At 68.6% G+C, this 23,329-nt stretch carries 21 protein-coding genes; 12 read left to right on the forward strand and 9 right to left on the reverse strand.

The window, feature by feature from the left end:
• Positions 1 to 2: 2 nt before the first annotated feature.
• Both ACFFII_RS06130 and murJ read left to right on the forward strand, forming a co-directional pair.
• Complete coding sequence (locus tag ACFFII_RS06130; RefSeq protein ID WP_377698004.1) at positions 3 to 2,795, forward strand: [protein-PII] uridylyltransferase; 2,793 nt, start codon at positions 3 to 5, stop codon at positions 2,793 to 2,795.
• 4 nt (positions 2,796 to 2,799) lie between these two features.
• The gene (gene murJ, locus ACFFII_RS06135; RefSeq protein ID WP_377698005.1) at positions 2,800 to 4,332 is read left to right on the forward strand and encodes a murein biosynthesis integral membrane protein MurJ; all 1,533 of its coding nucleotides are present in this window, start codon (positions 2,800 to 2,802) and stop codon (positions 4,330 to 4,332) included.
• A 192-nt stretch (positions 4,333 to 4,524) separates the two neighbouring features.
• On the opposite strand, the gene ACFFII_RS06140 is transcribed toward murJ, so the two are convergent.
• Entirely contained in the window at positions 4,525 to 5,235 is a 711-nt protein-coding gene (locus ACFFII_RS06140; protein ID WP_377698006.1) for a rhomboid family intramembrane serine protease, read from the reverse strand.
• An 80-nt stretch (positions 5,236 to 5,315) separates the two neighbouring features.
• Between ACFFII_RS06140 and trpS the strand changes: the two genes are divergently transcribed.
• Positions 5,316 to 6,335: a tryptophan--tRNA ligase gene (trpS, locus tag ACFFII_RS06145; RefSeq protein WP_377698007.1), complete on the forward strand. Its 1,020-nt coding sequence runs from the start codon at positions 5,316 to 5,318 to the stop codon at positions 6,333 to 6,335.
• 105 nt (positions 6,336 to 6,440) lie between these two features.
• Here trpS and arsC read toward each other — a convergent pair whose 3' ends face one another.
• Together arsC and ACFFII_RS06155 are read right to left on the reverse strand one after the other, a co-directional pair.
• Positions 6,441 to 6,830 carry an arsenate reductase (glutaredoxin) gene (arsC, locus tag ACFFII_RS06150; protein WP_377698008.1) on the reverse strand — a complete coding sequence of 130 codons (390 nt, stop codon included), beginning with the start codon at positions 6,828 to 6,830 and terminating at the stop codon, positions 6,441 to 6,443.
• 21 nt (positions 6,831 to 6,851) lie between these two features.
• Positions 6,852 to 7,931 (reverse strand): PA0069 family radical SAM protein, encoded by a 1,080-nt coding sequence (locus ACFFII_RS06155; RefSeq protein ID WP_377698009.1) that lies wholly within the window; start codon positions 7,929 to 7,931, stop codon positions 6,852 to 6,854.
• 121 nt (positions 7,932 to 8,052) lie between these two features.
• Here ACFFII_RS06155 and ACFFII_RS06160 point away from each other — a divergent pair, with 121 nt between their 5' ends.
• Complete coding sequence (locus ACFFII_RS06160; RefSeq protein ID WP_377698010.1) at positions 8,053 to 8,238, forward strand: hypothetical protein; 186 nt, start codon at positions 8,053 to 8,055, stop codon at positions 8,236 to 8,238.
• A gap of 4 nt (positions 8,239 to 8,242) precedes the next feature.
• On the opposite strand, the gene ACFFII_RS06165 is transcribed toward ACFFII_RS06160, so the two are convergent.
• From ACFFII_RS06165 to ACFFII_RS06180, 4 genes are all read right to left on the reverse strand, one after another.
• Positions 8,243 to 8,842, reverse strand: a complete 600-nt coding sequence (locus ACFFII_RS06165) for an HNH endonuclease (RefSeq protein ID WP_377698011.1) — start codon at positions 8,840 to 8,842, stop codon at positions 8,243 to 8,245.
• A 153-nt stretch (positions 8,843 to 8,995) separates the two neighbouring features.
• Positions 8,996 to 9,646 (reverse strand): alpha/beta hydrolase, encoded by a 651-nt coding sequence (locus ACFFII_RS06170; protein WP_377698012.1) that lies wholly within the window; start codon positions 9,644 to 9,646, stop codon positions 8,996 to 8,998.
• Positions 9,643 to 10,272 carry a DNA-3-methyladenine glycosylase family protein gene (locus ACFFII_RS06175; RefSeq protein ID WP_377698013.1) on the reverse strand — a complete coding sequence of 210 codons (630 nt, stop codon included), beginning with the start codon at positions 10,270 to 10,272 and terminating at the stop codon, positions 9,643 to 9,645. Before ACFFII_RS06175 ends, ACFFII_RS06170 begins: the two co-directional genes overlap by 4 nt.
• Positions 10,269 to 10,916: a GntR family transcriptional regulator gene (locus ACFFII_RS06180; RefSeq protein ID WP_377698014.1), complete on the reverse strand. Its 648-nt coding sequence runs from the start codon at positions 10,914 to 10,916 to the stop codon at positions 10,269 to 10,271. Before ACFFII_RS06180 ends, ACFFII_RS06175 begins: the two co-directional genes overlap by 4 nt.
• Before the next feature lie 65 nt (positions 10,917 to 10,981).
• Between ACFFII_RS06180 and ACFFII_RS06185 the strand changes: the two genes are divergently transcribed.
• The 5 genes from ACFFII_RS06185 to ACFFII_RS06205 all read left to right on the forward strand — a co-directional run bounded on the left by ACFFII_RS06185 (position 10,982) and on the right by ACFFII_RS06205 (position 15,832).
• Positions 10,982 to 11,767, forward strand: a complete 786-nt coding sequence (locus tag ACFFII_RS06185) for a pyrimidine 5'-nucleotidase (protein WP_377698015.1) — start codon at positions 10,982 to 10,984, stop codon at positions 11,765 to 11,767.
• On the forward strand, positions 11,754 to 11,990 hold the full coding sequence (locus tag ACFFII_RS06190; protein ID WP_090752544.1) for a hypothetical protein: 237 nt from the start codon (positions 11,754 to 11,756) through the stop codon (positions 11,988 to 11,990). The genes ACFFII_RS06185 and ACFFII_RS06190 overlap by 14 nt, the downstream gene beginning before the upstream one ends.
• A gap of 5 nt (positions 11,991 to 11,995) precedes the next feature.
• Positions 11,996 to 13,186 (forward strand): UbiH/UbiF family hydroxylase, encoded by a 1,191-nt coding sequence (locus ACFFII_RS06195; protein ID WP_377698016.1) that lies wholly within the window; start codon positions 11,996 to 11,998, stop codon positions 13,184 to 13,186.
• A gap of 128 nt (positions 13,187 to 13,314) precedes the next feature.
• A complete protein-coding gene (gene ilvC, locus ACFFII_RS06200) occupies positions 13,315 to 14,337 on the forward strand; it encodes a ketol-acid reductoisomerase (RefSeq protein ID WP_377698017.1) in 1,023 nt (340 codons plus the stop codon).
• A 235-nt stretch (positions 14,338 to 14,572) separates the two neighbouring features.
• Positions 14,573 to 15,832 carry an AI-2E family transporter gene (locus ACFFII_RS06205; RefSeq protein WP_377698018.1) on the forward strand — a complete coding sequence of 420 codons (1,260 nt, stop codon included), beginning with the start codon at positions 14,573 to 14,575 and terminating at the stop codon, positions 15,830 to 15,832.
• 10 nt (positions 15,833 to 15,842) lie between these two features.
• Here ACFFII_RS06205 and ACFFII_RS06210 read toward each other — a convergent pair whose 3' ends face one another.
• On the reverse strand, positions 15,843 to 16,100 hold the full coding sequence (locus ACFFII_RS06210) for a DUF333 domain-containing protein (protein ID WP_090752533.1): 258 nt from the start codon (positions 16,098 to 16,100) through the stop codon (positions 15,843 to 15,845).
• Positions 16,101 to 16,188: 88 nt separating this feature from the next.
• Positions 16,189 to 19,662, reverse strand: a complete 3,474-nt coding sequence (gene dnaE, locus ACFFII_RS06215) for a DNA polymerase III subunit alpha (RefSeq protein WP_377698019.1) — start codon at positions 19,660 to 19,662, stop codon at positions 16,189 to 16,191.
• Positions 19,663 to 19,853: 191 nt separating this feature from the next.
• Here dnaE and ACFFII_RS06220 point away from each other — a divergent pair, with 191 nt between their 5' ends.
• From ACFFII_RS06220 to ACFFII_RS06230, 3 genes are read left to right on the forward strand one after another with little or no spacing between them, the layout of a single operon-like run.
• Positions 19,854 to 21,377: an ABC transporter ATP-binding protein gene (locus tag ACFFII_RS06220; protein WP_377698020.1), complete on the forward strand. Its 1,524-nt coding sequence runs from the start codon at positions 19,854 to 19,856 to the stop codon at positions 21,375 to 21,377.
• Entirely contained in the window at positions 21,364 to 22,440 is a 1,077-nt protein-coding gene (locus ACFFII_RS06225) for an ABC transporter permease (RefSeq protein WP_377698021.1), read from the forward strand. The genes ACFFII_RS06220 and ACFFII_RS06225 overlap by 14 nt, the downstream gene beginning before the upstream one ends.
• Positions 22,437 to 23,318, forward strand: a complete 882-nt coding sequence (locus ACFFII_RS06230; RefSeq protein ID WP_377698022.1) for an ABC transporter permease — start codon at positions 22,437 to 22,439, stop codon at positions 23,316 to 23,318. Before ACFFII_RS06225 ends, ACFFII_RS06230 begins: the two co-directional genes overlap by 4 nt.
• Positions 23,319 to 23,329: the final 11 nt, after the last annotated feature.

A 23,329-nucleotide genomic window follows, 5' to 3' on the forward strand; every position in this document is an offset into this window, starting at 1 on the left:
TGGTGCGACCCGACGACGAGAACGACCCGGCTTTCCGCCCGGTCCAGAGCGCCCCGGCCCTGCCCGGGGCGCATCCGTTGTTCGACGGCGACACGGCGATTGCCGCCCTGGCCGCCGAGCTGAAGGGGCTGGCGGACCCGCGCGAGATCCGCGCCCGCACCGTCGCCTGGCTGGCCGCCGCGCGGGCCGAGGCCATGGCCGACATCGTCGCGGGACTTGCCACCCACCCCCGCAAGGGGCGCGAAACGGTCCGCGCCATCGCCCAGCTGACCGATGCCACGGTGCGGGCCATCCATCACGTGGCGACGAACTGCCTGCATCCGAACCTGTCCCCCACCGAGGGCGAGCGACTGGCCGTGCTGGCCGTCGGCGGCTACGGGCGCGGCGAGATGGCGCCGCATTCCGACATCGACCTGCTGTTCCTGCTGCCATGGAAGCCCACCGGCTGGATCGAAAGCGTCGTCGAGTCGATGCTCTACATGCTTTGGGACCTCAAGCTGAAGGTGGGCCAGGCCACGCGGTCCGTGGACGAATGCATCCGCCTGGCCGAGGCCGACATGGTGATCCGCACCAGCCTGCTGGAACACCGGCTTGTCTGCGGCGATGCCGTGCTGGCGCAGTCCCTGCGCGAGCGGCTCTGGCCCGAGCTGTTCGCCCGCACCGTGCCCCAGTTCATCGAGGCCAAGCTGGAAGAGCGCGAGGACCGCCACCGCCGACAGGGCGGCCGGCGCTATGTGCTGGAGCCCAACGTCAAGGAGGGGAAAGGCGGACTGCGCGACCTTCAGACCCTCTACTGGATCGCGAAATACATCCATCAGGTGGACCGGGCGATCGAGCTGGTGGATCTCGGCCATTTCACGCGGGCCGAGCACACCACCTTCTGGGCGGCCGAGGATTTCCTGTGGGCCGTGCGCTGCCACATGCACCTGGCGGCGGGCCGGGCCGTGGAAAAGCTCAGCTTCGACATGCAGCTCGAGGTGGCGGCGCGCATGGGATACCGCGACGCGGGCGGGCGGCGCGGCGTCGAGATCTTCATGCAGGACTATTTCCGCCACGCGACAAAGGTGGGCGAGCTGACCCGCGTCTTCCTGACCGGTCTGGAACAGCGCCACCTGTATCGCGCACCCCTGCTGGAACGCTTCCGCCGCCCGCGGGTTGCGGCGGGCTTCAAGGTGGAAACCGGGCGGCTGGCCATCGCCGACCCCCGGGCCTTCTTCGCCGATCCGCTGAACATCCTGCGGCTGTTCGAGGAAGCGCTGCGCAGCGGCATCCTGATCCATCCCGAGGCGATGCGGCTGGTCGCGCAGAACCTGCACCGCATCGACGATCAGGTGCGCTCTGACCCCGAGGCCGCGCGCATCTTCCTGGACCTGCTGCTGAAGCACGGAAACCCCGAACGCGCGCTGCGGCGGATGAACGAGCTGGGCGTGCTGGGCGCCTATATCCCGGAATTTGAACGCATTGTCGCCATGATGCAGTTCAACGTCTATCACCACTACACGGTGGACGAGCACCTGATCCAGTGCGTGGCGGCGCTGGCCCAGATCGAGCGGGGCGAGCTGGTCGAGGACCTGCCCATCGTCAGCGCCATCATGGCCGAAGGAAAGCTGGACCGCACGGTCATCTATCTTGCCACCCTGCTGCACGACATCGGCAAGGGCCGGCCCGAGGACCATTCCATCATCGGCGCGCAGATCGCCCGGCGCGTCTGCCAGCGGCTGGGGCTGACGCCCGTTCAGGTGCAGCTTGTGGAATGGCTGATCCGCAACCACCTGGTCATGTCCGACGTGGCGCAGAAGCGCGACATCTCGGACCCGCGCACGCTGCGCGACTTCGCCAAGGCCGTGCGGACGCGGCGCAGGCTGGACCTGCTGACGGTGCTGACCGTCTGCGACATCCGCGGGGTCGGCCCCACCACCTGGAACAACTGGAAGGCCGAGCTGCTGCGCAAGCTGCACCGGCAAACGGCGGACCTGCTGGAAAACGGGTTCGAGGACGTCAACCGCGAGCAGCGGGTGGACGAGGCCCGGCGCAGCCTGCGCCACCTTCTGGTCGCCCAGGGCTGGCCTCCCGCCGACATCAGGGCCGAAACCAAGCGCCATTACGACAGCTACTGGCAAGGGCTGCCCACGGACACGCAGCAGGTCTTCGCCCGGCTTCTGAAGGACATCACCGCCGACGAGATCCGCATGGACCTCGACCCCGACCTGCGGCGCGACGCGACACGGGCGGCCTTTGTCATGGCGGACCACCCGGGGCTGTTCTCGCGTCTGGCAGGGGCGCTGGCGCTGGTCGGCGCCAATGTCGTGGACGCGCGCACCTACACCACGCGCGACGGCTATGCGACCGCCGTCTTCTGGGTGCAGGACGCCGAGGGAAAGCCCTATTCCGCTGACCGCCTGCCCCAGCTCAAGCGCATGATCTTCCGCACGCTGGCAGGCGAGGTCGTGCCGCGCGACGCCCTGACCGAGCGCGACAAGCCCAAGAAGCGCGACCGCGCCTTCCGCTTCCCGACCCACATCACCTTCGACAACGAGGGCTCGGACATCCACACGATCATCGAGGTGGACGCCCGCGACCGGCCCGGCCTGCTTTACGACCTGACGCGGACGCTGGCCGCCAACCACATCCAGATCGTCAGCGCCGTGATCGCAACCTATGGCGCGCAGGTGGTGGACAGCTTCTACGTCAAGGACGCCTTCGGGCTGAAGCTGACCCAGGCCGCGAAGCGAGAGGCCCTTGAACGCAGGCTGCGACAGGCGATACGCGAAGGCGCAGAACGAGCGGAGGCCTGAATTCATGCGCGGCGGACTGGTGCGGGGGTTCATCTCCGTGGGCCTCTGGACCTTCCTGTCCCGTTTGACGGGCTTCGTGCGCGACATCCTGATGGCGCGCTGGCTTGGCACCGGTGCCCAGGCCGAGGCCTTCCTGGTGGCGCTGTCCCTGCCCAACATGTTCCGCCGCTTCTTCGCGGAGGGCGCCTTCAACACGGCCTTCGTGCCGATGTTCTCGAAAAAGCTGGAATCGGGCGAGGCGCCGCGAGCCTTCGCGGCCGACGCCTTTGCGGGGCTAGGGTTCGTGGTGGCGGTCTTCTCGGCTGTGGCGATGATCCTGATGCCGGGGCTCGTCTGGCTGATGGCGGCGGGATTCGCGGGGGACGAGCGCTTCGACCTGGCGGTCGAATACAGCCGCATCACCTTCCCCTACATCCTTCTGATCTCGCTCGCCTCGATGATCTCGGGCGTGCTGAACGCGAACGGCCGCTTCGGTGTGGCCGCCGCGGCGCCCGTGCTGCTGAACCTCCTGTTTATCGCGGGGATGCTGCTGGGACGCTGGTTCGGCTGGGACCTGGGCCTGACGCTCGCCTGGGCCACGCCCGTCACGGGGATCGCGCAGCTGGCGCTGGTCTGGTGGGACGCGGCGCGCACCGGCTGGCGCTTCGTGCCGCGCCGTCCGAGGCTGACGCCCGACATGAAGCGGCTGCTGGCCATCGCCATGCCCGCGATGTTCGCGGGCGGCGTGGTGCAGGTGAACCTGCTGGTCGGGCGGCAGGTCGGGTCCTTCTTCGAGGGCGCGATCGGCTGGCTCAGCTATTCCGACCGGCTGTACCAGTTGCCGCTGGGGGTCGTCGGCGCGGCCGTGGCTGTGGTCCTGCTGCCGGAGCTGTCGCGCCGCCTGCGGGCGGGCGACGAGGCGGGCGGCCAGTCGGCCCTGTCGCGCGCGACCGAGTTCGGGATGTTCCTGACCCTGCCCGCCGCCTTCGCCATCGCCGTGATCGCGGTGCCGATGGTCGCCACCCTGTTCGAGCGCGGCGCCTTTGGCCCGCATGACACCCAGATGACCGCGCGGGCGCTGGTCGTCTATGCGCTGGGCCTGCCCGCCTTTGTCCTGCAGAAGATCCTGCAGCCGCTGTATTTCGCGCGCGAGGATACCAGGACGCCTTTCCGCTATGCAGTGAACTCGATGGTCGTGAACGCCGTCGTCGCCGTCGGGCTGATGCCGCTGGTCGGCTTCGTGGCCGCCGCGCTGGGCACGACCGTTGCCGCCTGGGTGATGGTCGGGCAACTCTGGTGGGGCACGCGCGGCATGGGCCAGGCCGCGCAACTGGACGGGCGGCTGCACAGCCGGCTGCCGCGGATCGTGCTGTCCTCGGCGCTGATGGCGGCGGGGCTGTGGGCGCTGCGGGGCTGGCTTGCACAGGACGGCGAGGGCGACATCGCGGGACTTGCGATCCTCGTCTTCGGCGGCGCGGCCGTTTACTTCGTCCTGAGCTTCTTGACCGGGGCGATCAGCCCTTCCGAGTTGCGCGCCAACGTCCGCCGGCGGCGCTGAGGATCGGCGCCGGACCCGGACCGGGGGCCAGCCCCATCGCCGTATACGACGATCCCAGGATGTTTACGCGAAGAAGAATGTACCACAGGGCCGCTCTGTCATTCTCTTTTGGCCAAATATCCCACGGGGGCGCGGGGGTGTGAAACCCCCGCCTGTAACCGTGCAGCAGGGAGCGCCGCGACGGTCCGGAAGCTACCGCTGGCGGATGCGCCGACGAACGCGGCCCATGCCGCCGGGGATCAGGACGAAGGACAGCAGGAAGCCGATCACGAAGCCGGACACCTCGGCGATCCAGTTCTTGCCCGCTCCGCCAAAGGCGATGCCGAAGACAAGCTGGAACAGCAGCAGCATTCCGATCAGGGTGAAGGCGCGCAGCTGGTTGGCGTTCTCCTCGCCCAGCCGCGTCCAGAGCAGAAAGGTGAAGGCGCCGAGCAACCCGTAGACCGGCGCATAGCCCCCCACCAGCGGATCGAAGCGGACCATCGGCAGGAAGCCCGCAACCAGCGAATAGAGCGCCGCGCCGCCGATGGCCGAGGCCAGGAACAGCGCGACCACTGCCCCAGGGCGGAAGACCCGCGCCACCATGTTCCCCAGCGCCAGAAGGAACACGAGGACGAAGATCGCGTGGGTCAGCGAGTAATGCACGAAGGGATAGGTCAGCAGCCGGTAAAGCTCGGCCCCTGCGACCGAGGAGCGGTCGACGGCGCGGACCAGGAACTCGGGCGCGAAGGCGGTGCGCTCGATCGTGATCTGGCGCGCCGCCTGGCCCGCGTTCACGCCCCCCGCAAGGAATCCCAGCCGGCCCAGCCCGAAATAGGCCTCGGCCGCGATGATGGGCATGGCCAGCAGCCACAGCACGGCGGGAAGGCTGTTGACGGGGCTTTCGTTCATTCCGGCGCGCATCGGGGTCCTTTCCGGCGCGGTTGCGCCCACAGGACTCAAGCGGTAATCCGGCCGCGACGGTTTTTCCAGCAGGCAGCAGCATGGCACGCGTCCACACCCCGCGCATCTTTTCAGGCATCCAGCCGTCGGGAGGGCTGACGCTGGGCAACTATCTCGGCGCCCTACGCCGTTTCGTCGAGAAGCAGGGACAGGTCGAGACGATCTACTGCCTTGTGGACCTGCACGCCATCACCGTCTGGCAGGAACCCGAGCGGCTGCGCCACCAGACGCGCGAGGCGGCGGCGGCCTTTCTTGCGGCAGGCATCGATCCCGCGCAGTCGGTCCTGTTCGTGCAAAGCCACGTGCCCGCCCATGCCGAGCTCGGCTGGATGCTGTCCTGCGTGGCCCGTGTCGGCTGGATGAACCGCATGACCCAGTTCAAGGACAAGGCCGGCAAGAACGCCGAGGCCGTGAGCCTTGGACTTTACGCCTATCCCGCGCTGATGGCGGCCGACATCCTTGCCTATCGCGCGACCCATGTGCCCGTCGGCGAGGACCAGAAGCAGCATGTGGAACTGACCCGCGACATTGCGGCCAAGTTCAACCACGACTACGGCACGGATTTCTTCCCCTCGCCCGAGCCGGTGATCGAGGGCGCGGCGACCCGCGTCATGTCCCTGCGCGACGGGACGAAGAAGATGTCGAAGTCCGATCCTTCGGACGCCAGCCGCATCAACCTGACCGACGACGCCGACGCCATTGCCCAGAAGATCCGCAAGGCGCGCACCGACGCCGACCCGCTGCCGGGGACGATGGAAGGGCTGAAGGACCGGCCCGAGGCGCGGAACCTCGTCAACATCCACGCGGCCCTGTCGGGCGAGACGCCGGACGCGGTGCTGGCGCGCTTCGAGGGCCAGGGCTTCGGCACCTTCAAGCCGGCGCTGGCGGACCTGGCGGTGTCGGTGCTGGAGCCGATCACGCGGCGGATGAACGAACTGATGGCGAGTCCTGACGAGATCGACCGCATCCTGCTGGCGGGGGCCGAGAAGGCCGACGCCATCGCCTCGCCCATCGTGGCCGAGGCGCGCGAGATCATGGGGATGATCCGCGGGGCACGGTAAGATCGGGGGCGCTGCCCCCGTCCCTTCGTATGAATGGGGCCCCACTCCCATTCACCCCACGAAATATTTGGACGAAGAAGAACGGGCCTGCCTGGCGCCGTAGGGTCAGGCGGGCGGCTGGCCGTCCGGGGTCGAGGGCGCGGGCGGGTTCGCCATGATCTCGAAGACGCGCTCGGGCGGGCGGCAGAGGCGGGTGCCGAGGGGCGTCCGCACGAAGGGGCGTTCCAGCAGGATCGGATGCGCCAGGATCGAGTCGACGAGCTGATCTTCGGTCAGTTCGGGGGCGTCGAGGCCGAGGTCGTCATAGGGCGTGTTCCGGCGGCGCAGCGCCTGCCGGACCGTCAGGCCGGCATCCGCAATCCACTGGCGCAGCGTTTCCCGGTCGGGCGGGGTCCGGCGGTAGTCGATGACCTCGGGAGCCTCTCCACCGTCCTGCAGCATCTGCAACACGCGGCGCGAGGTCGAGCAGTTCGGGTTATGCCAGATCACCGTCATGGGGCCAACCTGCCCGGATCGTCAGAACAGCGCAAGCTGGTCGCCCGCGCGCGGGGGCGGAGCGAAGCGGCTGGCATCCAGCGGCGGACTCTCGCGGTCATAGCCCAGCCGCCTGCGGGCCAGGCGGAAGCGCTGGTGCATCAGATCGGCCTCGGGGCCTTCGCCGCGCATCCGGTGGCCGAAGCGGGGATCGTTGTCGCGCCCGCCCCGCATTGCCTGGATGCGCGACATGACATGGGCCGCGCGACCAGGATGGTGGCGGTCCAGCCAGTCGCGGAAGAGCGGCGCGACCTCATGCGGCAGGCGGATCGGGATCATGCTGGCAGTGGCCGCGCCCGCATCGCGCGCGGCGGACAGAAGCGCCTCGATCTCGTGGTCCGTCAGGGCCGGGATCATGGGGGACAGCATGACGCGGACACGCACGCCCGCATCCGCCAGCGCCCGGATCATCTTCAACCGGGTCGTGGGGGCGGGCGCGCGTGGCTCCATCTGCCGGGCCAGCCCTGCGTCCAGCGTGGTCAGCGAGATGCCGACAAAGACCCGGCCCCGCGCGGCCATCGCCCCGATCAGGTCGAGGTCGCGCAGGATCGTCCTTCCGCGTGTCACGATGCTGAGCGGGTGGTTCCAGTCGTGCATCACCTGCAGGCAGGCGCGCATGATCCCCAGCCGCGCTTCCACCGGCTGGTAGGGATCGGTGTTGGTGCCGAAGGCGATGGGGGCGACGGCATAGCCCGGCCGGGCGATCTCGGCCTCCAGCAGGCGCGCGGCATCGAGCTTTGCGGTGATCCGCGTTTCGAAATCCAGTCCCGGCGAAAGGCCGAGGTAAGCGTGCGTCGGGCGGGCGAAGCAGTAGATGCAGCCATGCTCGCAGCCGCGATAGGGATTCACCGAGCGGTCGAAGGGAACGTCGGGCGAATCGTTGCGGGTGATGATCCGGCGCGGGGTCTCGGTCGTGACATCGGTGCGCAGCAGCGTCTGGTCCGGGGGGCTGTCCCAGCCATCGTCCTCGCGCACCGCCCGGTAGGGCTCGAACCGTCCGGCCGGGCGGTGGGCGGCGCCTCGGGCCTTGAGGATCTGGTCGGGGTCGCGAGGCGGCAGCATGGTCCAAGACTGGAACATCAAGAGAACATTGGCAAGTCCGCGCCCATGGAACGTTTGCGGCCCATGGCGGCTTTTCATTCGGTGCGTCAGGTCACATATTCGGACCGTAAAGGAGGACGCGATGCCCCTGCCCCATTTCCTTCTGCTGGTCGCAGCCGTGATCCTGGCGGCGGGCGCGACGCTGGTTCTCGCGCTGGTCATGGGGGTGCCGCTGCAGGCGCTGGCCCTGGCTGCGGGGATCGCGGCGGTGGTGGCGCATCTGTCGGCGCGCACCGGCGACGGGCCGCGCCACACGCCCGACGCGTAAGCCGTCAGCTTTCCAGTTCGGCGTCCCAGTAAAGATAGTCCATCCAGCTGACATGCAGGTGGTTCGGCGGGAAGCGCCGGCCGATGGCGTGCATCTCTTCGGTGGTGGGGCGGCGGGGGGCGCGCCTCAGCCGCAGGCCGGACGCGCGCAGGCTCTTGTTCGCCTTCTTCAGATTGCAGGGCGAACAGGCGGCGACCACGTTTTCCCAGGCGGTGGTGCCCCCGCGCGAGCGCGGCACGACATGGTCAAAGGTCAGGTCGCCCCTTGATCCGCAGTACTGGCAACAGAATTCGTCCCGCAGAAAAAGATTGAAGCGCGTGAATGCCACGCGCTTCCTGGGTTTCACATAATCCTTCAGCACCACGACCGAGGGGATGCGTATGGTCTCCTTCTGGCTTCGCACGACCTCGTCGTATTCGGCGAGGATCAGGACGCGGTCCAGAAAGACCGCCTTGATCGTTTCCTGCCAAGGCCACAGCGACAGGGGATAATAGCTGAGCGGGCGGTAGTCTGCGTTCAGCACCAATGCGGGGTTGCGGCGCAACGCGGCAGGGTCGCGCACGAACTGGCTGCGGAAATCGTCTACATTCGGGTCGTCAAGCATCCGGTCTGTCCCCCCGCCATGACGCCTCAGGACTTTGCGCCGACTATATTGGGCGGCGGCGTCCTGACAAGGCTTCGGATATGGACGGGTATCGGGGGCGGTCGTAACCGTTGCGTGACGGTGACGCGACGCGACGCTGGGATGACGCAGGCGTCAGCCCAGCGCCTCGCGCACGAAGCCCAGCGCCGCACCCAGGCCATCGGGCGAGATGCCGTGGCCCGTGCCGCGCATGGTATGGGTGGTCACGGTGAAGTTCGCGCCTGACAGCGCCCGTTCGGCCAGGCCCATGTCCGCGAAGGGCACCATCTGGTCCTGGTCGCCGTGCAGCAGCATGACCGGCGGGCGGACCTTGACCTGGCCCAGCAGCTCGGGCGCGAGCAGCCGGCCGGAAAAGCCGACGATCCCCGCCACCGCATCGTCCCGGCGCGGCAGGATGTGCAGCGCCATCATGGTTCCCTGGGAAAAGCCCACCACCACCATGCGGTCGGGCTCCAGCTCCTCGCGCGCCAGAACGGCGTCGAGGAAGGCGTTCACGTCGTCGATGGACTTCTCCATCGAGGCGCGGGCCTGCGCCTCGGTCGAGCCGTCCAGCCAGGGGATCGGAAACCACTGGAAGCCGAAGGGATTGTTGCGGCAGGGCTCGGGCGCGTTCGGGGCATAGAAGGCGGTGTCGGGCAGGTAGCGTCCCAGCGGATCGGCCAGCCCCAGCAGGTCCGCGCCATCCGCGCCATAGCCGTGCAGGAAGACGATGACCGAGCCGGCCTTCTCGGGGCCGCGGCGGCCCGATTGCAACTCGCGCGTCATGTCACTCCCTCGCGTCCCTTGGCTGCGTGGTAATAGGCCCAGAGCCCCCGCGCCGCAACCGCGCGCCAGGGCGCCCAGGGGCGCGCAAGCTCGGCCAGCGCACGACCCTTGGGGCGTTCGGCCAAGCCGTACATCAGCCGCGCCGCTTCCTGCAGGGCGAGGTCGTCGGGCGCGAAGGTATCGGCCCGGCCCAGCGCGAAGATCAGGTACATCTCGGCCGTCCAGCGTCCGATGCCGGGCAGTGCGGTCAGGGTGGCGCTGACCTCCTCGTCGGGCATCAGCCGCAGGGCGTCGAAGTCGATCCCTGCCCCGGCCAAGGCGCGCAGGTAGCGCACCTTCTGCCCCGACAGCCCGCAAGCCCTGAGCGCGGCGTCATCCGCCGCCATGATCGTCTGGGGCCGGTCCAGCCCCGCGGCCGCGAGCCGCGCCGAGATGGAGGCCGCGGCGGCCGTGGAAATCTGCTGCGAAACGATGGCCGACATCAGTGCGCCGAAGCCGTCGGCGCGCCGGCGCAGCGGCAGGGGGCCAAGCTGCGGCAGCACCCGCGCCCACACCGGGCAGACCGAGGCCAGATGCGCTGCGCCTTCGGCCAGGTCGGCCTCGGACGCGATCACGCGCAGGCTCACTTGCGGCCCTGTTCGATGGTGCTGGCCCAAAGGCGCGCCGACTCCATCAGGCGCGTCTCGAAGGCGGTCGAAATGTGGTGGCGCAGCGCCTTCTCCGCCGCATCCCCGTCGCCCGAGGCGATGGCGTCGACGATCTCGCGGTGCTCGGCCAGCGACCGCAGACCCCGGCCCTCGGCGGCGAGCGACGTGCGCGCCATCAGCGCCATGGTCCGGTGCACGATGTCGAGTTGCTGGACGAGATAGCGGTTGTGCGAGGCAAGGTGGATCTGGTGGTGGAAACGGCGGTTGGCCCGGCTCAGCGCCTGCGGGTCGTCGACGATGCGCAGGTCGTCCTCGACCATCTGGCCCAGCACCCGCACCTCCTCGGGGGTGGCATGGCGGGCGGCGAGGCGAGCGGCCAGCGCCTCAAGCTCGGTGCGGACGGTGTAAAGCTCGGCCAGCTGGTTGTGGTCCAGCGTGGCCACGATCAGGCTGCGGCCGTCGCGGGTCAGCATGGACTGGGTTTCCAGCCGCTGCAGCGCCTCGCGCACGGGGGTGCGGCTCACGCCGAAGCGCTCGGCCAGTTCCGATTCGACCAGCCGGTCGCCGGGGCGGTAGGTGCCGTCGTCGATCGCCGACAGGATCAGGCTGTATGCATCTTTCATCCGGGCAGAGTTGGCCGGGTGCCCCCACGATTGCAAGGCCGCAGCGTCCGCGTTAGCCCTTGGTCATGGATAGGCCCTTCATGCGCCCCCGGCGCGATATCGACACCGCCGCCCTGCAGGCGGATTTCGCCGGCGTGGACGCCTGGATCTTCGACCTGGACAACACGCTTTACTCCCCCGACCTGCGGCTGTTCTCGCAAATCGAGACGCGGATGACGGCCTATGTCCAGCGCCTTCTGGGCGTCGACGCCGCCCAAGCCGACCGCCTGCGCGCCCATTACTGGCGCGAGCATGGCACCACGCTGGCCGGGCTGATGGCCCATCACGGCATCGACCCCGAGACCTACCTGGCCGAGGTCCATGACATCGACTTCACCGCCCTGACGCCGGAACCCGCGCTTGCACAGGCGATCCGGTCGCTGCCGGGGCTGAAGATCATCCACACCAACGCCGACGCGGCCTACGCGCACCGGGTGCTCGCCCGGCGCGAACTGGACGTCTTCGACGCCATCCACGGCATCGGAGAGGTCGGATACCACCCCAAACCCGACCCGCGCTCCTTTGCCGCAGTTCTTCGCGCGCACGGCCTCGACCCGACCCACTGCGCCATGTTCGAGGACGATCCCCGCAACCTCGAAGTGCCGTTTTCCTTGGGAATGAGGACGATTCTGGTGGGTGCGGGACGCCACGGCCCCGACGAACTGGCCGAGGATCACAGCCATGGAAGCCACGTCCTGTGGCACACCCGCGACATCGTGGCATTCCTGCCTGCGCTTGCGGCGGCCCTTGGCGCCGTGGCAAGTTCGCAGCCAAATCCGTCAACAGCCGAGGCCGACCATGAGCCGCACTGAAACCTCTGCCGAGCACCTTGCCTCTGCGCTCAGCCCCGACGCCGAGATGCAGACGCAGAAGGAACGCATCCTCGCCGCCCGCATCCTCGTCATCCTGGCGCTGGTGGTGGTGCTGGTGATCGTGGTCGTGGCGCTGTTCGGCCTGCCCGCGCTGACCATGATCGCGCTGCTGGCGACGGTTGTCGTCATGGGCCTGCTGATCGCCTACGCGGCCGGGTTCTAGGACCCGTGCCGGGCGCGTCCGTGGATGTCCTGGTTTCCGGCGGCGGCGTCGCCGGGCTGACAGCGGCGGCGGCCTTCGGCGCCTCGGGCCTGAGCGTCTTGTGCGTGGACCCCGCGCCCCCGGTGACGGAAGAAGGCGGCGCGGGCGCCGACCTGCGGACCACGGCCTTCCTGCAGCCGTCCGTCGATCTGCTGACCCGCATCGGCTTGTGGGACCGTCTGGCGCCCTATGCCACGCCCCTGCAGGTCATGCGCATCGTGGACGCGGGCGGGGCGGAACCGGTCGCACGGCTGACGCGGGCCTTCGACGCCTCGGAAATCTCGGACAAGCCCTTCGGCTACAACCTGCCCAACTGGCTGCTGCGCCGCGAGATCTCGGCCCGGCTGGGGGAACTGCCCAATGTCGAGTTCCGGCCCGGCACCGGCACCGCCGGGCTGACCGTGCGCGACGACGCGGCGCTGGTGGACCTGTCGGACGGCAGCCGCATGCGGGCCCGGCTGGTCGTGGCGGCGGACGGGCGCAACTCGCCCGTGCGCGAGGCACTGGGGATCGGCGTCCGCACGATCCGCTACGGCCAGAAGGCGCTGGCCTTCGCCGTCACCCACGAGATCCCGCACGAGAACATCTCGACCGAGATCCACCGCTGGGGCGGCCCCTTCACGCTGGTCCCCCTGCCCGACCGCGACGGCAAGCCGTCGTCGGCGGTCGTCTGGATGGAACGCGGAGCCGAGATCGCGCGGCTGCGGGGCCTGCCCCGCGATGCCTTCGAGGTCGAATTGAACGCCCGTTCCGCCGGCATCCTCGGCCACCTGACGCAGGCCACGGGCCTGACCGAATGGCCGATCATCAGCCAGATCGCCGACCGCTATACCGGCCCGCGCACGGCGCTCATCGCCGAGGCCGCCCATGTCGTCCCGCCCATCGGCGCGCAGGGGCTGAACATGAGCCTCGCGGACCTGTCGGCCCTGCTGGACCTGATGGCGCCCGATCCGGGCAATCAGGCGGCGCTGGACCGCTATGCCCGCGCCCGCCGCCCCGAGGCGATGGTCCGCCTGATGGGCATCGACGCGCTGAACCGCGCCAGCATGCTGACGCCCCGCCCCCTGCGCGACCTGCGCGCGGCGGCGCTGGGCGGGCTTTACGCGCTCGCCCCCGTGCGGCGGACGATGATGCGCGCCGGGCTGGGGATGCGCTGAGCGGGTCCCTGCCGCATGGCGGAAAGCCCTGCCTTTCCTGAGATTGCGCGCGCCCGCGTTCTGGACACCCAAAGATGCGCGGTGTAGGCCCTTGCGCGAAACATCGGGAACCACGAGGGCAGACAAAGATGCGCGTGTATTATGATCGCGATTGCGACGTCAATCTGATCAAGGACAAGAAGATCGCGATCCTGGGCTACGGCAGCCAGGGCCATGCACATGCGCTGAACCTGCGCGATTCCGGCGCGAAGAACCTGGTCGTCGCGCTGCGCGAAGGCTCCCCGTCGGCGGCCAAGGCCGAAGGCGAGGGCCTGAAGGTCATGGGCATCGCCGAGGCCGCCGCCTGGGCCGACCTGATCATGTTCACCATGCCCGACGAACTGCAGGCCGAGACCTACAAGAAGTATGTCCACGACAACCTGCGCGAAGGCGCCGCGATCGCCTTTGCCCACGGCCTGAACGTCCATTTCGGCCTGATCGAGCCCAAGAAGGGCGTCGATGTCATCATGATGGCGCCCAAGGGCCCCGGCCACACCGTGCGCGGCGAATACGTAAAGGGCGGCGGCGTGCCCTGCCTGGTCGCGGTCCACAACGACGCATCCGGCAAGGCCATGGACATCGGCCTGTCCTACTGCTCGGCCATCGGCGGCGGCCGCTCGGGCATCATCGAGACCAACTTCCGCGAGGAATGCGAAACCGACCTGTTCGGCGAGCAGGCGGTCCTCTGCGGCGGTCTGGTCGAGCTGATCCGCATGGGCTTCGAGACGCTGGTCGAGGCGGGCTACGAGCCCGAGATGGCCTATTTCGAGTGCCTGCACGAGGTGAAGCTGATCGTGGACCTGATCTACGAAGGCGGCATCGCCAACATGAACTACTCGATCTCGAACACCGCCGAATATGGCGAATATGTCTCGGGGCCGCGCATCCTGCCCTATGACGAGACGAAGAAGCGGATGAAGGAGGTCCTGCGCGACATCCAGACCGGCAAGTTCGTCCGCGACTTCATGCAGGAGAACGCCGTCGGCCAGCCGTCCTTCAAGGCGACCCGCCGCATCAACGACGAGCACCAGATCGAGCAGGTCGGCGCCAGGCTGCGCGAGATGATGCCCTGGATTTCCAAGGGCAAGATGGTGGACCGCGCGCGGAACTGATCGCGCTCGCGGCCTCGCCCGACCGGGGCTCTGCCCCATCGTCACATACGACGATCCCGGGATATATCAGCCAAGAAGAAGGGCGCCCTTGCGGCGCCCTTCTTCTTTTGCAGTCATCTGCGGGACTTTAGCCAAATTCCTGTTAATCCTGCGGTTTCCTGGCCGGCGCGATCCGGTTGCGGGAACCTTCCGGGAAAGCGGCGGTTTGACCCCGACACAAGCCGAGGAGCGGATCATGGTCGATGGAAGCAGCCCCACCCGACGGGACGAGGAGCAGGCGGTGCCCTCGCAAGCCTCGGGACAGCGGCCTGCCATCCGCACCATCCTTCTGGTCATCGTCGCGCTGGTCCTGGCGGGCTGGGCGCTGCGGGCGATGTCCAGCGTCTTCGTCCCGCTGGTCGCCTCGATCATGATCGCGCTGGCCGTCATGCCGGTGCGAAACTGGGTGCAGCGCAGGGTGTCAAGGAAGTTCGGCTGGCTGGGCGTGGTGGCGGCCATGACGTTGCTGCTGCTGGTGATCGGGCTGTTCTTCGGCGCGCTGTGGCTGGCCGCCCAGCAGGTGATCGCCCAGGTCCCCGGTGGCACCGAGCAGATCACGCAGGTCATCGAACAGGCCATGCCGCAGGAAGGGACCGAGGCGCAGGGCGGGACCGAGGCGCAGCCTTCCCAGGACAATGCCGGGTCCAGCCTGCCGCTGGGGCTGCCCTCGGGCGTGGCGGAGCCGGGCGCCTCGGGTCAGGTGCCGCAGGCCGGGCAAGGGTCGGCTGGCGAGTCCGCCGATGGCCTTGCCTCGCGCTTCGGCGACACCCTGGTCAGCGTCCTGACGCGGGTGGCCAAGATCCTGCTTGGGTCTGCCGTGGGGATCGTGTCGGCGCTGGTGGTGATCTTCTTCCTGACACTGCTGATCCTGATCGAAAGCCGGGACTGGGGCCGGAAGATCTCCACGATCACCCACTGGCGCACGGAATGGCGGCTGACCGAATCCGCCGAGGTGATCGCCCAGAAGGTCCGCGCCTACCTGCTGATCCGCGGAGTTCTCGGACTGGCCACCGCCGCTCTTTACGGGCTGTGGCTGTGGTTCTTCGGCGCGGGGCTGATCTTCGTCTGGGCGCTGCTGACCTTTCTTCTGAACTTCATCCCCACCGTCGGCTCCATCATCGCGGGGCTGCTGCCGGTCATCTACGTGGTCGCCACGCAGGATCTGGGCACGGCAGTGGCCGTGGGGGCGGGCCTGCTGGTGATCGAGCAGGTCATGGGCAACTTCGTCGACCCCAAGGTGTCGGGCAACCGCATCTCGGTCTCGCCGTTGGTGGTGCTGGTGGGGCTGCTGTTCTGGTCCTGGATCTGGGGCATTCCCGGCGCGCTGCTGGCGGCCCCCGTCACCGTGGCGCTGGTCGTGCTGGGGGCGCATGTGCCGATCCTGCGCCCCTGGGCGCTGCTTCTGTCGGACCGCACGGACATGGAAGGCCTGGCCGAGGCCACGCGCCCCAAGTAGGGGCGCGCCCTTAAAGGTCGTTGTGGCTGTTCAGCAGGGCGGCCGCGCTGACGGTTCGGCCGTCTCGCGTCCGGCACAGGTCCGCGCGCCGCCCTTGCGAGACGCGGGGGATCACCGTCCCACCCGTTCCCTGACAGTAAAGCGCCGCCGGATCGACCAGCGCGGCAGGCGGAACGGCGCCCGTCGTGCGGGGCGCCGGGCTGCCACAGGCGGCAACCAGCAGGGCCGCGGCACCGGCGAGGGATGCATGGATCAGGCGTCGGGGCATGGCGTCGGTCCTTTCACGTCTCACGGGTCCGCAGGTCTGGGGCGTGGCGCCTACCCTGCCCCGATTTGGGCCGGGGGGGCAACCGGCCCTATTCCTCGGTCACGTCGATCACGCCCTCGACGGCGCGCAGGGCCTGGCGCATCTTGGGCGTGACCGGCACGTCGGGGGCGACCTCGACATCATAGACAGTGTTGCCCTCGCGCACCCGCATCAGCAGGGGACCGCGGCCCTTGGCCGAGACCGCGATCTCGGCGCTGGTTTCGCGCAGCCGGTTCAGCACCGCGACCGCCGTCCTGGGGTCCGCCACCTCGACCGCCAGCAGGCCGGAACCGGCGTCTGCAACCGCTTCCTCAAGCGCCTGGACGGACCGGGCGAGCATCTTGACCTGATCGCCCGAGGGCTCGGCGTTGACCGTCAGAAGGACGTTCATGCCGGGTTCCAGCAGCGAGCGGTGGGCGTCCAGCACGTCGGAAAAGACGGTTGCCTCGTAAAGTCCGGTCGGATCCGACAGCGTCACGAAGGCATAGCGCGTGCCCTTGGCCGATTTCTTCTCGGCCCGCGCCGCGACCGTGCCCGCGATCTGCGCGACCATGGGGCCGTCGGCGCAGGCGGCCTGCACCTGGTCCAGCGTCATCGCGCCCTTGCGCTTCAGCGCGGGGACGTAATCGTCCAGCGGGTGGCCGGACAGGTAGAAGCCGATGGCCGTGCGCTCCTCGGCCAGCTTCTCGGCGGGCATCCAGACCGAGGCCAGCGCAGGGCGCGGCGGCGGCAGGTCCTCTCCCGCGCCGAACAGCGAGGACTGGCTGGACTGCGCGGCCTCCTGCACTGCCGTGGACCAGGCGACCAGCGCATCCAGCGATTTCAGTACCCGTGCCCGGTTCGGGTCCAGTTCATCAAAGGCCCCTGCCCGCGCCAGCATTTCCAAGGCGCGCTTGCCGATCTGGCGCATGGGCACGCGGCGGGCAAAGTCGGTCAGGTCGCGGAAGGGTCGGTCGCCCCGCGCGGCCACAAGCGTCTTCATCGCCTCGACGCCCACGTTCTTCAGCGCGCCCAGCGCATAGACGATGCGGCCTTGGTCCACGCTGAAGCGGGGCTGGCTGCGGTTGACCGAGGGCGGGATCACCTCGATCCCCATGCGGTCCACCTCGCGGCGGTAGATCGCCAGCTTGTCGGTCAGGTGGATATCGCAGTTCATCACAGCGGCCATGAACTCGACCGGATGGTTCGCCTTGAGCCATGCGGTCTGATAGCTGACCACCGCATAGGCCGCGGCGTGGGACTTGTTGAAGCCGTAGTTGGCAAATTTCTCCAGCAGGTCGAAGACCTCGCCGGCCTTCTTCTCGTCCACCCCTTGCGCCTTGCAGCCCTCGACGAACTTGGGACGCTCCTTCGCCATTTCCTCGGCGATCTTCTTGCCCATGGCCCGGCGCAGAAGGTCGGCGCCGCCCAGCGAATAGCCCGCCATGACCTGCGCGATCTGCATCACCTGTTCCTGGTAGACGATGATGCCCTGCGTTTCCGCCAGAATGTGGTCGATGGTCGGGTGGATCGATTCCAGCGGCCGGACGCCGTTCTTGACGTCGCAATAGACCGGGATGTTCTCCATCGGACCCGGGCGATACAACGCGACGAGCGCCACGATGTCCTCGATGCAGGTGGGCCGCATCCTCCGCAGCGCGTCCATCATGCCCGAGCTTTCGACCTGGAACACCGCGACCGTGCGGGCGGAGGCGAAAAGCTGATAGGTCGCTGGATCGTCCAGCGGGATCAGGTTGATTTCGTCCACGGCACCTGCGGGCGGATTGTAGAGCTGGCGCCCGTCGGCGGCGATATGCAGGTGCCGCCCGCCCGCGCGGATCAGGTCCACGGCGTTCTGGATCACCGTCAGGGTCTTGAGTCCGAGGAAGTCGAACTTCACCAGCCCGGCCTGTTCCACCCATTTCATGTTGTACTGCGTGGCCGGCATGTCGGACGCCGGATCGCGGTACAGCGGCACCAGCTGGTCCAGCGGACGGTCACCGATCACGACGCCCGCCGCGTGGGTCGAGGCGTTGCGGTAAAGCCCTTCGACCTTCTCGGCGAACTCCAGCATCCGCTTGACGTTCTCGTCTGCGTCGCGGGCTTCGCGCAGGCGCGGCTCGTCGGCCAGCGCCTTGGTGATCGAGACGGGCTTCACGCCTTCGACCGGGATCATCTTCGACAACCGGTCGCGCTGCGGGAAGCCCATGCCCAGCACGCGGCCCACGTCGTGGACGGCGGCCTTGGACAGAAGCGCGCCGAAGGTGATGATCTGGCCTACCTTCTCGCGCCCGTATTTCTGGCAGACGTAGTCGATGACCTCTTCGCGCCGGTCCATGCAGAAGTCGATGTCGAAGTCCGGCATCGAGACGCGTTCCGGGTTCAGGAAGCGCTCGAACAGCAGCGAATAGCGCAGGGGGTCGAGGTCGGTGATCGTCAGCGCATAGGCCACAAGCGACCCTGCGCCCGAGCCGCGCCCGGGACCGACGGGGATGCCCTGCGACTTGGCCCACTTGATGAAGTCGGCCACGATCAGGAAATAGCCGGGGAAGCCCATCTGCTCGATGATGCCGAGCTCGAAGTCGAGCCGCGCGTTGTATTCCTCGACGCTGACGGCATGGGGAATGACGGCCAGGCGGGCGGCAAGCCCCTCGCGCGCCTGGCGGCGCAGTTCCTCGACCTCGTCATCGGCAAAGCGCGGCAGGATCGGCTTGTGCTTGGAAACGGCGAAGGCGCAGCGCTGCGCGATTTCGACCGTGTTGGCGGTGGCCTCGGGCAGGTCGGCGAACAGGACCAGCATGTCCTCGGCCGACTTGAAGTCGTGGTTCGCGGTCAGACGGCGACGGGGCGTGGACTGGTCCACCATCGCGCGTTCCCGGATGCAGATCAGCGCGTCATGGGCGCCGAACATCTCGGCTTTTGGGAAATAGACGTCGTTCGTCGCCACCAGCGGCAGGTTCAGCGCATAGGCGAGGTCGATCATGCCGCCTTCGCTGGCAAGTTCCGCCTGCATCAGTTGGCCGTTGTCCTGCATGTGGCGCTGGATCTCGACATAAAGCCGGTCGCCGAACATGCCCGCAAGGTTGCGCAGGTGCGATTCGGCGTCCGCCATCTTGCCCGCCGCGACCATCAGGCCCAGAGGGCCGCAGGCGCCTCCGGTCAGGCAGATCAGCCCCTCGGCGTGCCTGCCCAGTTCCGCCATCGTCACATGGGGAAACTCGCGCGGCGGCGTCACGTAAAGGCAGGTGGACAGCGCCATCAGGTTCATCCAGCCCTGCTGGCTCTGCGCCAGCAGCACGACCGGGCCGCACATGGGGCCTGCGTCCAGCGTCATCTGGCAGCCGACGATGGGCTGGATGCCCTCGTCCATGGCCTTCACCGAGAACTCCAGTGCGGCGAACAGCGCATTGGTGTCGGTCAGGGCGACGGCGGGCATGCCGTGCTTGGCGGCCAAGGCCGGCAGCTTCTTGACGGGGATCGCGCCTTCCAGAAGCGAATGCTCGGAATGACAGCGCAGGTGGATGAACTTGGGCAGGTCGGTCATGGGCCGTTGCTAGCACCAGAAAGAGCCACGCAGAAGGTGGCGCTGCAGCTTCCGACGCGGCATATGGGCGCCGGGATTGCCGTGAGGTTCACGAAGACAGTCTTCGCGGGGACCACTATAATCGGCGACCGGAAGGATGATTGTGTGGGCGCCGGAACCGGCTAACGTGCGAAAAAGACAACGGGGATGGCGTGACGACCAGCGAATTGTTCCGGGCCGACGGCCTGGCGAAGTCCTATCCGGGCGTCCGCGCCAACGACGATGTGTCCTTCTCTGTCGCACCGGGTGAAATCCACGCGCTGCTAGGCGAGAACGGCGCCGGCAAGTCCACCCTGGTGAAGATGATCTATGGCCTCGTGCGCCCCGATCAAGGGCGGATGACCCTGGGCGGGCAGCCCCATGCGCCGGCAGACCCAAGGGCCGCGCGGGCCGCGGGCGTGGGCATGGTGTTCCAGCACTTCAGCCTCTTTGACGCCCTGACGGTGGCGGAAAACATCGCGCTGGGGATGGATTCGCCACCCCCCCGCGCGGACCTGTCGCGCCGGATCACCGAGGTGAGCACGGCCTATGGACTGCCGCTGAACCCTGCCCGCCGCATCGCCAGCCTGTCGGCGGGCGAGCGCCAGCGGGTCGAGATCGTGCGCTGCCTTCTGGGCAACCCGCGCCTGCTGATCATGGACGAGCCCACCAGCGTTCTGACCCCGCAGGAGGCCGAGATCCTGTTTGCCACCCTGCGCCAGCTGGCCGCGCAGGGAACCTCGATCCTCTATATCAGCCACAAGCTGGACGAGATCCGCACCCATTGCGACTGCGCGACGATCCTGCGGCAGGGCCGCGTCGTGGGCACGGTGAACCCTGCCGACCACTCGGCGCGCGAATTGGCGGCGATGATGGTCGGGGCCGAGATGCGGCTGGTGGACCGCTCGGGCCGACAGGCGGGCGAGGTCGTGCTGACCGTCGCCCGGCTGACCTCGGCCGCGGGGCTTGAAGGGACTGCGCTGAAGGACGTGGGCTTCCAGGTCCGTGCGGGCGAGATCCTCGGAATCGGCGGCGTCGCTGGCAACGGGCAGGAGGAGTTAATCGCCGCGCTATCCGGTGAGACGACCGGCCGGCCCGGCACCGTCACCCTGGACGGCCGCGACCTGTCGGCCGAAGGCCCCGAGGCGCGGCGCCGCGCGGGCCTGCTCGCCGCCCCCGAGGACCGGCTGGGCCATGCGGCGGTCCCCGACATGAGCCTGACCGAGAACGCCATCCTGACCGGCGCCACCCGGCAGGGGTTGCAGAAAAACGGCATCCTCGACCACCGCGCCGCCCGCAGCTTTGCCGAGAAGATCATCGCGGCCTTCGACGTGCGCACCCCCGGCCCGGGCACGGCGGCGGGCGCTCTGTCCGGCGGCAACTTGCAGAAATACGTGATCGGCCGCGAAATCCTGCAGGAGCCTCGCGCGCTGGTCGTGAACCAGCCGACCTGGGGCGTCGATGCGGGGGCTGCCGCCGCGATCCGGCAGGCGCTGCTGGACCTCGCCGGGCGCGGCGCGGCGGTGGTCGTCATCAGCCAGGACCTCGACGAACTGCTCGAACTCTCCGACTGCTTCGCCGCGCTGAACAACGGGGTGCTGTCCCCGCCCGTTCCGACCGAGGGGCTGACGCTGGAACAGGTCGGCCTGATGCTGGGCGGCGCGCACGGGATGGAGGTCGCCCATGTTGCGGCTTGAGCCCCGGACCCGCGCGCCCTGGTGGCTGGGCGTCGCCTCGCCAGTCATGGCGGTAGTCGCCACCATGATCGTGGGCGGCTTGCTGTTCGCGCTGATGGGCTTCGACCCCGTCGCCTCGATCCGCACGATCTTCTGGGACCCGCTGTTCGGGCCTGCGGCCGGCTATTCCCGCCCGCAGCTGCTGGTCAAGGCGGGGCCGCTGATCCTGATCGCCGCGGGGCTTGCCATCGGCTTCCGGGCAGGCATCTGGAACATCGGGGCCGAGGGGCAATACATCATCGGCGGCATCTGCGGCGCGGCCGTGGCGCTGGCCGCCTATCCCGCCGAGGGCTTCTGGATCTTCCCGGCGATGGTGCTGGCGGGCGCGGCCGGGGGCTGGACCTGGGGCATGATCCCGGCAGTCCTGCGCAACCGGACGGGCGCGTCCGAGATCCTCGTGTCGCTGATGCTGGTCTATGTGGCGCAGAGGGTCGCCGCCTGGATGGCCTTCGGGCCGATGCGGAACCCGGAAGGCTTCGGGATGCCCGGCTCGCGCAACCTGCAGCAATACCCCCCTGCCTCGAACCCTGAACTGATTGCCGGGACCGGAATCCACTGGGGCGTGGTCGCGGCGGCCATCGCGGTGCTGGCGACCTGGTTCCTGATGAGCCGCCATATCCGCGGCTTCCGCATCCGGGTGGCGGGCCTCGCCCCTCGCGCGGCGCGCTTCGCAGGCGTCCGGCCGGAAACGCTGGTGGCCTTCTGCCTTGGCCTGTCAGGTGCGCTGGCGGGCATGGCAGGACTGTTCGAGGTGGCTGGCCCCGGCGGCCAGATCACCGACAGCTTCGGCTCGGGTTACGGCTTCACCGCGATCATCGTGGCCTTCCTTGGCCGCCTGCACCCGCTGGGGATCCTGCTGGCGGGGCTGCTGATGGCGCTGACCTATATCGGGGGCGAACTGGCGCAACTGATGCTGTCCCTGCCCGCCGCGACCGTGCAGGTCTTCCAGGGGATGCTGCTGTTTTTCCTGCTCGCGTTCGACACGCTGACCCGATACCGCCTGCGCTGGGGGACCGCGCAATGATCGAATGGACGACCTTCCTGCTGCTTCTGTCGGCGGCGACCCCGATCCTCTTCGCGGCCTTGGGCGAGACCATCGCGGAACGCGCGGGCGTGCTGAACCTCGGCGTCGAGGGGATGATGATCACCGGCGCGCTGGCGGGCTTTGCCGCCGCCCATGCGACCGGCTCGCCCATGGCGGGCTTCGTCGCGGGCGCGGTGGCGGGCGCGGCGCTGTCGCTGATCTTCGGGGGCCTGACACAATACCTGCTGACCAACCAGGTCGCCACGGGCCTTGCGCTGACCATGTTCGGCCTTGGCCTGACGGCGATGTTCGGCAAGCCCTATGAAGGGGTCAAGGCGCCCTCGATGGCCAGCGGTCCCTTTGGTATCAACTGGGTGATCTGGCTCGGGCTGATCCTCGTGCCCGTGACCTGGCTGGTCCTGAACCGCACCCGACCCGGCCTGATCCTGCGCGGCGTGGGGGAAAACCACGACGCGGCCCATGCGCTCGGCTATAAGGTGCGCGGCACCCGCATGGCCGCGATCGCCATCGGCGGCGCGCTGGCCGGGATCGGCGGGGCTTACGTGTCCATCGCCACCGTCCTGCAATGGACCGAAGGGATGACCGCCGGCGCGGGCTGGATCGCGCTCGCCATCGTCGTCTTCGCCGGGTGGAGCCCTTGGGGCGTTCTGGCCGGTGCCTGGCTTTTCGGCGGCGTGACCGTTCTGCAGCTTCGCCTGCAGGCGGCGGGCGTGGCGGTGCCGGTCCAGCTGCTCAGCATGGCCCCCTATCTTGCCACGATCATCGTCCTGGTGATCATATCGGCGCGCCACAAATACGCAGGCGGCGGCGGAACGGCCCCGGGCTCCCTAGGCCGGCCCTTCCACGCGCTGCGATAACAAGACCCCGA

It is taken from the genome of Paracoccus niistensis, assembly GCF_042432925.1.
Classification (GTDB): Bacteria; Pseudomonadota; Alphaproteobacteria; order Rhodobacterales; family Rhodobacteraceae; genus Paracoccus; species Paracoccus niistensis.

What these genes read in the sequence shown, in the direction of transcription:
- murJ (WP_377698005.1), top strand. Translation starts at nt 2,800, where the DNA reads ATGCGCGGCGGACTGGTGCGGGGGTTCATCTCCGTGGGCCTCTGGACC.
- ACFFII_RS06140 (WP_377698006.1), bottom strand. Translation starts at nt 5,235, where the DNA reads ATGCGCGCCGGAATGAACGAAAGCCCCGTCAACAGCCTTCCCGCCGTG.
- trpS (WP_377698007.1), top strand. Translation starts at nt 5,316, where the DNA reads ATGGCACGCGTCCACACCCCGCGCATCTTTTCAGGCATCCAGCCGTCG.
- arsC (WP_377698008.1), bottom strand. Translation starts at nt 6,830, where the DNA reads ATGACGGTGATCTGGCATAACCCGAACTGCTCGACCTCGCGCCGCGTG.
- ACFFII_RS06155 (WP_377698009.1), bottom strand. Translation starts at nt 7,931, where the DNA reads ATGCTGCCGCCTCGCGACCCCGACCAGATCCTCAAGGCCCGAGGCGCC.
- ACFFII_RS06160 (WP_377698010.1), top strand. Translation starts at nt 8,053, where the DNA reads ATGCCCCTGCCCCATTTCCTTCTGCTGGTCGCAGCCGTGATCCTGGCG.
- ACFFII_RS06165 (WP_377698011.1), bottom strand. Translation starts at nt 8,842, where the DNA reads ATGCTTGACGACCCGAATGTAGACGATTTCCGCAGCCAGTTCGTGCGC.
- ACFFII_RS06170 (WP_377698012.1), bottom strand. Translation starts at nt 9,646, where the DNA reads ATGACGCGCGAGTTGCAATCGGGCCGCCGCGGCCCCGAGAAGGCCGGC.
- ACFFII_RS06180 (WP_377698014.1), bottom strand. Translation starts at nt 10,916, where the DNA reads ATGAAAGATGCATACAGCCTGATCCTGTCGGCGATCGACGACGGCACC.
- ACFFII_RS06185 (WP_377698015.1), top strand. Translation starts at nt 10,982, where the DNA reads ATGGATAGGCCCTTCATGCGCCCCCGGCGCGATATCGACACCGCCGCC.
- ACFFII_RS06190 (WP_090752544.1), top strand. Translation starts at nt 11,754, where the DNA reads ATGAGCCGCACTGAAACCTCTGCCGAGCACCTTGCCTCTGCGCTCAGC.
- ilvC (WP_377698017.1), top strand. Translation starts at nt 13,315, where the DNA reads ATGCGCGTGTATTATGATCGCGATTGCGACGTCAATCTGATCAAGGAC.
- ACFFII_RS06205 (WP_377698018.1), top strand. Translation starts at nt 14,573, where the DNA reads ATGGTCGATGGAAGCAGCCCCACCCGACGGGACGAGGAGCAGGCGGTG.
- ACFFII_RS06210 (WP_090752533.1), bottom strand. Translation starts at nt 16,100, where the DNA reads ATGCCCCGACGCCTGATCCATGCATCCCTCGCCGGTGCCGCGGCCCTG.
- dnaE (WP_377698019.1), bottom strand. Translation starts at nt 19,662, where the DNA reads ATGACCGACCTGCCCAAGTTCATCCACCTGCGCTGTCATTCCGAGCAT.
- ACFFII_RS06225 (WP_377698021.1), top strand. Translation starts at nt 21,364, where the DNA reads ATGTTGCGGCTTGAGCCCCGGACCCGCGCGCCCTGGTGGCTGGGCGTC.
- ACFFII_RS06230 (WP_377698022.1), top strand. Translation starts at nt 22,437, where the DNA reads ATGATCGAATGGACGACCTTCCTGCTGCTTCTGTCGGCGGCGACCCCG.